The sequence below is a fragment of the Citrobacter sp. Cpo015 genome, assembly GCF_030333035.1.
In the GTDB taxonomy this organism is placed as follows: Bacteria; Pseudomonadota; Gammaproteobacteria; order Enterobacterales; family Enterobacteriaceae; genus Citrobacter; species Citrobacter portucalensis.
Window position 1 is genome coordinate 65,323 of record NZ_JAOWGS010000039.1, and the last position, 12,465, is coordinate 77,787.

8 protein-coding genes and 2 pseudogenes are annotated in these 12,465 nt (G+C 54.6%); 8 read left to right on the forward strand and 2 right to left on the reverse strand.

All coding sequences use genetic code 11. The features are described 5' to 3' along the window. Positions 1-96: 96 nt before the first annotated feature. From OGY67_RS21975 to OGY67_RS21995, 5 genes and pseudogenes are all read left to right on the forward strand, one after another. On the forward strand, positions 97-2,430 hold the full coding sequence (locus OGY67_RS21975) for a Tex family protein (RefSeq protein ID WP_057067157.1): 2,334 nt from the start codon (positions 97-99) through the stop codon (positions 2,428-2,430). A gap of 432 nt (positions 2,431-2,862) precedes the next feature. Beyond that, positions 2,863-3,090 carry a ferrous iron transporter A gene (gene feoA / locus OGY67_RS21980; protein ID WP_003023519.1) on the forward strand — a complete coding sequence of 76 codons (228 nt, stop codon included), beginning with the start codon at positions 2,863-2,865 and terminating at the stop codon, positions 3,088-3,090. Between the two features lie 18 nt (positions 3,091-3,108). Next, positions 3,109-5,414, forward strand: a pseudogene (gene feoB / locus OGY67_RS21985) (Fe(2+) transporter permease subunit FeoB). A gap of 11 nt (positions 5,415-5,425) precedes the next feature. Then, positions 5,426-5,662 carry a [Fe-S]-dependent transcriptional repressor FeoC gene (gene feoC, locus OGY67_RS21990; protein WP_003023516.1) on the forward strand — a complete coding sequence of 79 codons (237 nt, stop codon included), beginning with the start codon at positions 5,426-5,428 and terminating at the stop codon, positions 5,660-5,662. A 233-nt stretch (positions 5,663-5,895) separates the two neighbouring features. Next, positions 5,896-6,423 (forward strand): annotated as a pseudogene (locus tag OGY67_RS21995) (Rpn family recombination-promoting nuclease/putative transposase); the annotation flags it as partial. A 44-nt stretch (positions 6,424-6,467) separates the two neighbouring features. Here the strand turns inward: OGY67_RS21995 and bioH are convergent. After that, positions 6,468-7,238, reverse strand: a complete 771-nt coding sequence (gene bioH / locus OGY67_RS22000) for a pimeloyl-ACP methyl ester esterase BioH (RefSeq protein ID WP_286574499.1) — start codon at positions 7,236-7,238, stop codon at positions 6,468-6,470. Positions 7,239-7,275: 37 nt separating this feature from the next. Here bioH and gntX point away from each other — a divergent pair, with 37 nt between their 5' ends. From gntX to gntT, 3 genes are all read left to right on the forward strand, one after another. Continuing rightward, a complete protein-coding gene (gntX, locus tag OGY67_RS22005) occupies positions 7,276-7,959 on the forward strand; it encodes a DNA utilization protein GntX (RefSeq protein ID WP_008786337.1) in 684 nt (227 codons plus the stop codon). Between the two features lie 58 nt (positions 7,960-8,017). Continuing rightward, on the forward strand, positions 8,018-8,593 hold the full coding sequence (nfuA, locus tag OGY67_RS22010) for a Fe-S biogenesis protein NfuA (RefSeq protein WP_003023509.1): 576 nt from the start codon (positions 8,018-8,020) through the stop codon (positions 8,591-8,593). Positions 8,594-8,972: 379 nt separating this feature from the next. Continuing rightward, a complete protein-coding gene (gntT, locus tag OGY67_RS22015; RefSeq protein WP_003023507.1) occupies positions 8,973-10,289 on the forward strand; it encodes a gluconate transporter in 1,317 nt (438 codons plus the stop codon). An 87-nt stretch (positions 10,290-10,376) separates the two neighbouring features. Here the strand turns inward: gntT and malQ are convergent, their stop codons facing one another. Further along, positions 10,377-12,464, reverse strand: a complete 2,088-nt coding sequence (gene malQ / locus OGY67_RS22020; protein WP_286574500.1) for a 4-alpha-glucanotransferase — start codon at positions 12,462-12,464, stop codon at positions 10,377-10,379. Position 12,465 lies beyond the last annotated feature (1 nt).

Below are 12,465 nucleotides of genomic sequence, written 5' to 3' on the forward strand. Positions count from 1 at the left end.
CCGGAACAATCCGAAGCCCCGGCAGATGGCTGGCATTTTTGCCAGTCAATCCGTATAACTATCCCCTGATTTTTTATCCTATAGACGAAGCTATCCATGATGAATGATTCTTTCTGCCGCATTATCGCGGGTGAAATTCAGGCTCGTGCTGAACAGGTAGAAGCTGCCGTTCGCCTGCTTGACGAAGGGAACACCGTGCCGTTTATCGCACGATATCGTAAGGAAATCACCGGCGGTCTGGACGATACGCAACTGCGTAATCTGGAAACCCGTCTGGGATATCTGCGTGAACTGGAAGACCGCCGTCAGGCAATCCTGAAATCTATCGGCGAGCAAGGCAAACTGACCGACGATCTGGCGAAAGCGATCAACGGCACGTTAAGTAAGACCGAACTCGAAGACCTCTATCTGCCGTACAAACCTAAGCGCCGCACCCGTGGGCAGATCGCCATTGAGGCCGGACTGGAGCCGCTGGCAGACCTGTTGTGGAACGAACCGTCTCACGACCCGGAAACGGAAGCCGCAAAATATCTCAACGCCGAAAACGGCGTGGCGGATACCAAAGCCGCCCTCGACGGCGCGCGCTACATTCTAATGGAGCGCTTCGCTGAAGACGCTGCTCTGCTGGCGAAAGTACGTGATTATTTGTGGAAAAACGCCCACCTGGTCGCCACCGTGGTAAGCGGTAAAGAAGAGGAAGGCGCTAAGTTCCGCGACTACTTTGATCACCACGAACCGATTTCTACCGTGCCATCCCACCGTGCGCTGGCCATGTTCCGTGGCCGTAACGAAGGCGTGTTGCAACTTTCACTGAATGCCGATCCGCAATTCGATGAGCCACCAAAAGAGAGCCACGGCGAGCAGATTATCCGGGATCACCTGGGACTACGCCTGAACAACGCCCCAGCAGACAGCTGGCGTAAAGGCGTGGTTAGCTGGACGTGGCGCATCAAGGTGCTGATGCACCTCGAAACGGAGCTGATGGGTACCGTGCGCGAACGTGCGGAAGATGAAGCTATCAACGTCTTTGCCCGTAACCTGCATGACCTGCTGATGGCCGCTCCGGCCGGGCTGCGCGCCACCATGGGCCTCGATCCAGGTCTGCGTACCGGTGTAAAAGTGGCAGTGGTTGACGGTACCGGCAAGCTGGTCGCGACCGACACCATTTATCCGCATACCGGTCAGGCCGCCAAAGCCGCCGTTGCCGTTGCGGCGCTGTGTGAAAAACACAACGTTGAACTGGTGGCGATTGGTAACGGTACGGCGTCGCGCGAAACCGAGCGTTTCTTCCTCGACGTGCAAAAGCAGTTCCCGCAAGTGACCGCGCAGAAAGTGATCGTCAGTGAAGCCGGCGCGTCGGTTTACTCCGCATCCGAACTGGCGGCGCTGGAGTTCCCGGACCTCGACGTATCTCTGCGTGGCGCGGTGTCTATCGCCCGTCGTCTGCAGGATCCGCTGGCTGAGCTGGTGAAAATCGATCCGAAATCTATCGGCGTGGGCCAGTATCAGCACGACGTAAGCCAGACTCAGTTGGCGCGTAAGCTGGATGCGGTGGTGGAAGACTGCGTGAACGCCGTCGGCGTCGATCTGAATACCGCCTCCGTACCGCTGCTGACCCGTGTTGCTGGTCTGACGCGCATGATGGCGCAGAATATCGTTGCCTGGCGCGATGAGAACGGTCAATTCCAGAACCGTCAGCAACTGCTAAAAGTCAGCCGCCTGGGGCCTAAAGCCTTTGAACAGTGCGCGGGCTTCCTGCGTATCAACCACGGCGATAACCCGCTGGATGCCTCAACCGTTCACCCGGAAGCTTATCCGGTTGTGGAACGCATTCTGGCCGCCACCGAGCAATCGTTGCGTGACCTGATGGGTAACAGCAGCGAACTGCGTAATCTGAAAGCCGCTGATTTTACCGACGAACGCTTCGGGGTGCCGACCGTCACCGACATCATCAAAGAGCTGGAAAAACCGGGCCGCGATCCGCGTCCTGAATTTAAAACCGCGCAGTTTGCCGATGGTGTAGAAACCATGAACGATCTGCTGCCGGGAATGATTCTGGAAGGGGCAGTCACCAACGTCACCAACTTCGGCGCGTTTGTTGATATCGGCGTTCATCAGGATGGTCTGGTGCATATCTCTTCGCTGTCGAATAAGTTCGTCGAAGATCCGCACACCGTGGTGAAAGCAGGCGACATTGTGAAGGTGAAAGTGCTGGAAGTGGACCTGCAGCGTAAGCGTATCGCGCTGACCATGCGTCTGGACGAGCAGCCGGGTGAAACTAATGCGCGTCGCGGCGGCGGGAATAACGATCGCGCTCAGGGTAATCGCCCGACGCCAAAAGCCGCGAAACCGCGTGGCCGTGACGCACAGCCTGCGGGCAACAGCGCGATGATGGATGCGCTGGCTGCGGCAATGGGTAAAAAACGCTAAGTTTAAACCGTGTGCCGGATGGTGGTGTAAACGCCCTGTCCGGCCAGGTTATCACAATTAATTTGTAGGCCGGATAAGGCGCATGAGTGTCGCCATCCGGCATATTTAATCCATGCCCCGCGTTGCACCACAATATATTTATCACTTCATTAACAGATGAAACCTTAATTAAACATTAAGAATCTCAATAATTACTTCCGCGAATCACTCGTTTCCAACCAGAATAAATATTGAGGAATATCAAAATTGGCTCAAATTATTATCCAATTGTACATTCCGTCACATTTATTCTATTGATGATAGAAACCATTCTCATTATCATTGATTTGTTGATTATTTACTCTTTCCTTACGTTGGCTAATCATCTGGTCTCATGCCGCCCTGTCGCCCCATGAGGTTATCATCCAGTTAGCGAGATATAAGTAGGTCCCTATGCAATTCACTCCTGACAGTGCGTGGAAAATTACCGGTTTTGCCCGTGAAATCAGCCCGGCTTATCGTCAGAAACTGTTGTCACTTGGCATGCTACCCGGCTCATCCTTCAACGTGGTACGCGTCGCCCCGCTCGGCGATCCTATCCATATCGAAACGCGTCGCGTAAGTCTGGTATTGCGTAAGAAGGATCTGGCGTTATTAGAAGTGGAAGCGGTTTCCTGTTAATACAGTGAGTCTATAAAAATGAAAAAACTAACCATTGGTTTAATTGGTAATCCTAATTCCGGCAAGACAACTTTATTCAACCAGCTCACCGGCGCGCGCCAGCGTGTAGGCAACTGGGCTGGCGTTACCGTTGAGCGTAAAGAAGGCCATTTCGCCACGACGGACCACCAGGTCACGCTGGTCGATTTACCCGGCACCTATTCTCTGACGACAATCTCATCGCAAACCTCTCTCGATGAGCAGATTGCCTGTCACTATATTTTAAGCGGCGACGCGGATCTCTTGATCAACGTGGTCGATGCTTCAAACCTTGAACGCAACCTCTACCTGACGTTGCAACTGCTTGAGCTGGGTATTCACTGAACATGCTGGATATTGCTGAGAAACAGCAAATCCGTATCGATATCGACGCCCTCTCCGCTCGTCTTGGCTGTCCGGTGGTTCCACTGGTTTCCACCCGCGCCCGCGGCATTGAAGCACTGAAGCTGGCGATCGATCGCTACAAAGAAAACGACACCGTTGAGCTGGTCCATTATGCCCAGCCGCTGCTGCAAGAAGCTGACTCCCTCGCCGACGCAATGGCCAAAGATATGCCGCTTAAACAGCGCCGCTGGCTAGGCCTGCAGATGCTCGAAGGCGATATCTACAGCCGTGCTTACGCCGGTGATGCAGCACAAAACCTTGATGCCGCTGTTGCTCGCCTGAGCGAGACAATGGACGACCCGGCGCTACATATTGCCGATGCACGTTACCAGTGCATTGCTGCTATCTGCGATACCGTCAGTAATACCCTGACGGCAGAGCCGAGCCGTTTCACCACCGCGGTAGATAAAATTATCCTCAACCGCTTCCTCGGTCTGCCGATTTTCCTGTTCGTGATGTACCTGATGTTCCTGCTTGCCATCAACATTGGCGGCGCGCTGCAGCCGTTGTTTGATGTTGGCTCCGTGGCACTCTTTATCCATGGTATTCAGTGGATTGGCTATACGCTGCATTTCCCGGACTGGCTGACCATCTTCCTGGCCCAGGGCCTTGGCGGCGGGATTAACACCGTGCTGCCGCTGGTACCGCAAATCGGCATGATGTATCTGTTCCTCTCCTTCCTTGAAGACTCCGGATACATGGCGCGCGCTGCGTTTGTGATGGACCGTCTGATGCAGGCGCTGGGACTGCCGGGCAAATCGTTCGTCCCGCTGATCGTCGGCTTTGGCTGTAACGTACCGTCAGTGATGGGCGCACGTACGCTGGATGCCCCGCGTGAGCGTCTGATGACCATCATGATGGCGCCATTTATGTCCTGCGGCGCACGTCTGGCGATTTTCGCCGTCTTTGCCGCGGCTTTCTTTGGTCAGAACGGCGCGCTGGCGGTCTTCTCGCTGTACGTGCTGGGTATCGTCATGGCGGTGTTGACCGGCCTGATGCTCAAACACACCATCATGCGTGGCGAAGCAACGCCGTTTGTGATGGAACTGCCGGTATATCACGTACCGCACATTAAGAGTCTGATCATTCAAACCTGGCAACGTCTGAAAGGCTTCGTTCTGCGTGCAGGTAAAGTCATCATCATCGTCAGTATTTTCCTCAGCGCGTTTAACAGCTTCTCACTGAGCGGGAAAATCGTCGACAATATCAACGACTCTGCTCTGGCTTCCGTTAGCCGCGTCATTACCCCAGTCTTTAAACCGATTGGTGTTCACGAAGATAACTGGCAGGCAACCGTAGGTCTGTTCACCGGCGCGATGGCGAAAGAAGTGGTTGTCGGTACGCTGAACACGCTCTATACCGCAGAAAACATTCAGGAAGAAGAGTTCAACCCGGCAGATTTCCACCTCGGTGACGAGCTGCTCGGCGCGGTAGATGAAACCTGGCAAAGCCTGAAAGACACTTTCAGCCTGAGCGTGCTGGCTAACCCTATCGAAGCCAGCAAGGGCGACGGTGAAATGGCTACCGGCGCAATGGGCGTGATGGGCGAGAAATTTGGCAGCGCCGCCGCCGCGTACAGCTACCTGATCTTTGTTCTGCTGTATGTACCGTGCATTTCAGTGATGGGCGCTATCGCACGAGAATCCAGCCGTGGCTGGATGAGCTTCTCGATTCTGTGGGGCCTGAATATCGCCTACTCTCTGTCGACGCTGTTTTATCAGACGGTCAGCTACAAAGAGCACCCGACCTACAGCCTGGTGTGCATTTTAGCGGTCATCCTGTTTAACATCGTGTTGCTGGGTCTGCTGCGTCGAGCTCGCAGCCGCGTGGACCTCGCACTGCTGGCAACCAACAGAACGGCGAGTTCCTGCTGTTCCAGCACGACTGGCGATTGCCATTAAGGTTATCGACAATGGCATCGCTTATTCAGGTTCGTGATTTACTGGCTTTGCGGGGGCGCATGGAGGCGACACAAATTAGCCACACGCTGCATACCCCACAGCCCATGATTGACGCCATGCTGAATCAGTTAGAAAAAATGGGCAAAGCGGTGCGGATTCAGGAAGATGCCGACGGGTGTCTTTCCGGAAGCTGCAAAAGTTGCCCGGAAGGTAAAGCCTGCCTGCGCGAGTGGTGGGCTTTACGCTAATCAGATGCTCTTTGCCGGATGGCGCTACGCTTATCCGGCCTACAAATGATGCAAACGTCCAGGCCGGATAGCGCGTTTACGCTGATATCCGGCTTTTTTGCGTAATGGATTCCACACAGATTTCATTATTTCAGCAAAAAAGATCTATCTTCCAGCCGGCCACGCATCATTATTAATCCGTGGATGATTACTGGTAACCAGGGAAGTAGAGTCTCGTCATCTTTTTTCTCAGGTATAGCACCGCGTTTCCACTGATCGATATCACTGTTGTGCCCGATGACAAGATTATGCAGCATCGCCGGATGGCGCTGTTGGAGCTCATCCAAAAGCATATTCGTAAACGCGATTTGATGGGGCTGGAAGAAAAACTGGCCATCCTGCTTGTTAAAGGACACGCTAATGACAACCAGTTGACAGCCTTGTTTAATTATTTAATGCAGGCTGGTAACACCACACACTTTGGCGAGTTTCTTCATGAAGCCGCCGAACGTTTACCCCAACATAAGGACAAGTTGATGACTATCGCCGAAAGATTACGACAGGAAGGGCACCTTAATGGTCTTCAGGAAGGCCATAGGAAAGGGTTGCAAGAAGGGTTGCAAGAAGGGCTACAGGAGGGGTTACAAACGGGTCTGCAACAAGGCAAACGAGAGGAAGCATTACGTATTGCATCAACTATGCAGGCTGATGGTATAGACCCACTAACCATCTTCAGAATTACTGGCCTGACCGCTGAGGATCTGGCTACGCGCAGCCATTAATCTTAGGCCCGGCGAGCATGGCACCACCGGGCAACACATCAAATTTATAGTTTCTGTTTTAACGCCACAAGCGCTGCACAGAATTCGGCGGGATGCGAGATAAACGGCGCATGCGCCGCTTTGGCAAACACCAAAGACTCGCTCTGCGGCCACAGTGCATCCAGCATTGGGACGACTTTGCGCGGCACCAGCCCGTCAAGATGGCCGTACAACCGCAGGAAAGGCATTTCCACCGCGCACAGCGGTTCTCGCAGATCGACCGTTTTCAGGATCTCAAGTCCACCATTGAGCACCTCGACGTCCGGCATGGGTAAAGCCAGCACCGTTTTCTTCAGCGCTCGCGCATCCTGACGCGCAGTTTCTGTGCCCATCGTTTGCAATGCCAGAAAACGCTCCACCGTACGCTGGAAATCTTCGCTCAGCTGCTGCTGGAAGCCTGCCAGCACCTCTGGCTTGATTCCCGGCCACTCATCCCGCGCGCTAAAGCAAGGAGAAGACGCGACGGTCACCAGCGCCTGAACACGCTCAGGATGCGTTAACGCCACCTGACTCGCGACCAGCCCGCCCAGACTCCAGCCGAGCCAGATAGCTTTCTCCGGTGCCTGTTTCAATACCCGCTCAGCCATCTCTTCCAGTGACATTGCACCGAAACTCTGGCTACGACCAAATCCCGGTAAGTCGACAAGATGCAGCGTAAAATGCGAGCTCAGTTCCTCGCTTATGCAATGCCACACTTGCGCATTCAGTCCCCATCCGTGCAGCAGCACAAGATGGCAATTTCCCGAACCCTGGGTCTGCCACCAGATGTCATTCATCAGTTATTGTTCTCTTTTAGCCTGAAAGGATGCATCTATGCTAACAGTACCGGGATTGTGCTGGCTATGCCGAATGCCCCTGACGTTAGGGCATTGGGGGATCTGCTCAGTCTGTACGCGGGCAACGCGTCAACACGCCAGCCTGTGCCCTCAATGTGGACTCCCTGCCGCTCATACCGTCATTCCCTGTGGGCGCTGCCTGCAAAAACCGCCGCCGTGGCAGAGACTGGTTACCGTCAGCGACTATGTTCCGCCGTTGAGCGGGCTTATCCACCAGCTCAAGTTTTCACGACGCAGCGAAACAGCCTCAGCTCTTTCACGTTTGTTGTTGCTGGAGGTACTACAGGCCCGGCGCACCAGCGGCCTTCCTCTACCGGACAGGCTGGTCAGCGTCCCGCTCTGGCAACGTCGACACTGGCGCAGAGGGTTTAATCAGAGCGATTTACTGTGCCGTCCGCTGGCACGCTGGCTGGGTTGCGACTGGGACAGCCGGACCATCTCGCGGGTTCGGGCAACCGCCACACAGCACCATCTCAGCGCCCGATTACGTAAACGTAACCTGAAAAATGCCTTTCGCCTTGAATTGCCGGTGCAGGGACTCCATATGGTTATTGTGGATGATGTCGTCACTACCGGAAGTACCGTCGCGGAAATCGCGCAGCTGCTTTTACGCAACGGCGCGGCGACTGTCCAGGTATGGTGCCTGTGTCGAACCTTGTAGAGCCTCGATGATGGGCGTATTATAACCAAGTAAAATAGTCAACTATTAGGCCATTACTATGATCCATATTTCCGATGCTGCACAAGCGCACTTTGCCAAACTGCTGGCAAATCAGGAAGAAGGGACACAAATCCGCGTATTTGTGATTAATCCCGGCACGCCTAACGCTGAATGCGGCGTTTCTTATTGTCCGCCGGACGCCGTGGAAGCAACCGACACCGCCATTAAATTTGACCTGCTGACCGCATATGTTGATGAACTGAGCGCACCGTATCTGGAAGATGCAGAAATCGATTTCGTTACCGACCAGTTAGGCTCCCAGCTGACCCTGAAAGCACCAAACGCCAAAATGCGTAAAGTTGCCGATGATGCGCCGCTGATGGAACGCGTGGAGTACATGCTGCAATCGCAGATCAACCCACAGCTGGCTGGCCACGGTGGTCGTGTCTCTCTGATGGAAATCACCGATGAAGGCTACGCCATTCTGCAGTTTGGCGGCGGCTGTAACGGCTGTTCAATGGTAGATGTAACGCTGAAAGAAGGTATCGAGAAGCAGCTGCTGGCTGAATTCCCTGAACTGAAAGGCGTTCGCGATTTAACCGAACACCAGCGCGGCGAGCACTCTTACTACTAACGCCCGAACCTGTAGAGTATCCGTAGGCCCGATAAGACGCATCCGCGTCGCTATCGGGCATTAATGCCGGGTGGTAGCGTAATCGCGGTCTCCGGCTTACACCCCAACATTTCTTCGCATTTATCCTGCAACAATCCCCCGCATAATTTGACCAGCTTCTCATATTTTAAATTTTGCCTGTCCAGGTGATTTTCAAGCGCAGCATGTTACCCGTATCATTCGTGTCAGCACCTAACACACACATAATAGCCAGTTAAACTGATTAGTTTTGAAGGCAACCAGCATTGGTGCTGAGAATACTCTGTTCCCGGTCGGGACAATCGGAATTTGTCATCTAAACACTGACGTTACCCATAACAAAGTAAAGGCCAGGTAAATCATGCCATTAGTCATCGTTGCTATCGGTGTAATCTTGTTACTCCTCCTGATGATCCGTTTCAAAATGAACGGCTTCATCGCTCTCGTCCTGGTGGCGCTTGCTGTCGGATTGATGCAAGGGATGCCACTGGATAAAGTCATCGGTTCGATTAAAGCCGGCGTCGGCGGAACCCTTGGCAGCCTCGCCCTGATTATGGGTTTTGGCGCCATGCTGGGCAAAATGCTGGCGGACTGCGGCGGCGCACAGCGCATCGCAACCACGCTGATTGCTAAATTCGGCAAAAAACACATTCAGTGGGCGGTGGTATTAACCGGCTTCACCGTCGGTTTTGCCCTGTTCTACGAAGTCGGCTTCGTGCTGATGCTGCCGCTGGTATTCACCATTGCTGCCGCTGCTAACATCCCGCTGCTGTACGTTGGTGTGCCGATGGCGGCTGCGCTGTCCGTTACTCACGGCTTCCTGCCGCCGCACCCGGGTCCAACCGCTATTGCCACCATTTTCCACGCAGATATGGGTAAAACTCTGCTGTTTGGTACGATTCTGGCAATCCCGACCGTTATTCTCGCCGGTCCGGTATACGCGCGTTTCCTGAAAGGCATCGATAAGCCAATCCCGGAAGGTCTGTACAGCGCAAAAACCTTCACTGAAGAAGAGATGCCAGGCTTTGGCGTCAGCGTCTGGACCTCTCTGGTCCCGGTTATCCTGATGGCAATGCGCGCCGTGGCGGAGATGATTCTGCCGAAAGGCCATGCTTTCCTGACGGTTGCAGAATTCCTCGGTGACCCGGTCATGGCAACGCTGATTGCGGTGCTGATTGCGATGTTCACTTTTGGTCTGAACCGCGGACGTTCGATGGATCAGATTAACGACACGCTGGTGTCCTCAATCAAAATCATCGCGATGATGCTGTTGATCATCGGTGGTGGCGGTGCCTTCAAACAGGTTCTGGTTGATAGCGGCGTGGACAAATACATCGCTTCAATGATGCACGGCTCTAACGTTTCTCCGCTGCTGATGGCATGGTCTATCGCTGCAGTACTGCGTATCGCACTGGGTTCCGCAACCGTTGCAGCGATTACTGCAGGTGGGATTGTGGCACCGCTGATTGCAACGACCGGCGTAAGCCCTGAGCTGATGGTTATTGCGGTTGGTTCCGGTTCCGTCATCTTCTCCCACGTGAACGATCCTGGGTTCTGGCTGTTCAAGGAGTACTTCAACCTGACCATCGGTGAAACCATCAAGTCATGGTCAATGTTGGAAACCATTATCTCCGTCTGCGGTCTGGTAGGGTGTCTGCTGCTGGGTATGGTGGTCTGATAAAACTGAGCCTGATGGCGCTACGCTTATCAGGCCTACGAGCTACGAGCCATCACCATAAAAAAGCCGGGGAAATCCCCGGCTTTTTTACTTCTTCTTCGCGGCCGCTTTTCGCCGCTTATCCAAATCCTTAATCAGCTTATTCACGCCTTCATCGGCGAACATCTGTTCCAGCGTGGCGGTGAGCTTACGCCGCCAGTTTTTGTACTGGTCGCTGGTCCCCGGAATGTTGACCGGCTCAGCCATATCCAGCCAGTCTTCCGGTTGCAGGCCCAGTAGCGCACTGTTGCTGTCAGCGATGTAGCGTTGCATGCCGCGATTCAGAATCGGCGTCATCGACATCAGGGACGCCTTGTGACCGGCACGTTTTGGCAGGCAGCCGTATTTGTGCAGCGCGTCCAGCAGCCCCTGTTTCGCCAGTTCCCGGTCCTGATACAACCCGCGCAGCACGACTTCATCCGGATACAGGCCCAGTGCTTTACCCAGCGTCAGATCGCCGCTATCCCAATAACCTTTAAGCGTAGGAAGGTCATGCGTCGCCGCGACTGCCATTGATTGTTCCGGGTACGCTTTCGGCGCACGGAAGTTTTTCTCATGGTCATTCTCAAAATAAAGCACTTTGTAGGAGTAGACGCCACTGTCACGCAGCTTGCTGACGATCTCCACCGGCACGGTACCCAGATCTTCACCAATCACCATGCAGTGGTGACGTTTACTCTCCAGCGCCAGAATTGACAGCAGATCGTCGACCGGATAATGCACGTAGGCACCGTGATCGGCTGTTTCACCGTAAGGGATCCACCACAGACGCAGCATCGACATGACATGGTCGATACGCAACGCGCCGCAGTTCTGCATATTGGCGCGCAGCAGTTCGATAAACGGTTCGTAAGCACGTGCCGTGATGATGTGCGGATCCATCGGCGGCAGTCCCCAGTTTTGCCCAAGCGGACCGAGAATATCCGGCGGCGCGCCAACTGAAGCTTTCAGGCAATACAACTCGCGGTCGCACCAGGTTTCCGCCCCGCCTTCGGCCACGCCAACGGCCAGGTCGCGATACAGCCCTATTGGCATTGCAAAGCCCTGGCTGGTTTTCCAGCAGTCAGCAAACTGGGTATACGCCAGCCACTGTAACCACAGGTAGAAATCTACGTCATCACGATGTTCTTCGCAGAAGCGTTTTACCTCTGGCGAGTCCACTGACTGAAAAGCTTCTGGCCACACCGGCCAGCCCCAGCGCAATGCGTCCTCTTTCACCTGATGCGCATGCAGCGCATCAAAGGCCGCCTGCCAGTAGAGGCTACCCCCTTCCTGAGCCACAAACTGGCGAAATGCCGCCATCTGCTCATCATCACGCGCAGAGAAGCTTTTCCACGCCATACGTAGCGCCGTCATCTTCAGTGCGGTAACGGCAGAATAATCAACCCACTCGGCATCGCGCGCGCGTTGCTGAGCTTGCTGAGTCGCGGGTTTCTTCCACCACGCCTGCGCCTCTTTACTCAGACGGAAATCATCTACGGCGTTTACATCAATATAAATAACGTTCAACCAGCGACGCGACGACGGGCTGTACGGGCTGGCACTCTCCGGATTCGCCGGATACAGCGCGTGAATCGGATTAAGCCCGATAAACGCGCCGCCGCGTTGCGCCACATCCACCAGCATGGTCCGGAGATCGCCGAAGTCGCCAATCCCCCAGTTATTTTCCGATCGCAGGGTGTAGAGCTGAACGCATGCGCCCCACAGCTTCTGCCCGGCTAACAACGCCTGCGGTTCATAGCAGCGCTTTGGTGCCACGATGATACGACAATGGGAACGCAGCTCGCCCTGGGTCAGGGTCAACGTGTGATACCCCTCCGGCAGCTTCGCCGGAAGGTTAAAAGATTTACCGCCGACGGCATGCCCTTTGTGCTGCACGCCCTCTTCGGTGGTCAGCAGCCAGTTAAACTCTCCGCTTCCCTCAACCGCCAGCGGCATTTTCTTGCCAGCGGTATAGACCATGACATTCGGCACCGGGGTTACCGCCACCTGAGTGGCAGCGGTGGTGCGATGCATGGCGTCAAGCAAACGCCGTTTGGTTTCGGCGCCAATAGACTGCAGTTTACCGTGGGCATTAATGTAATTGGGGCTGATCCCCGCCGCCAGCGCGGCATTATCCAGACGTTTGCTTTCCATC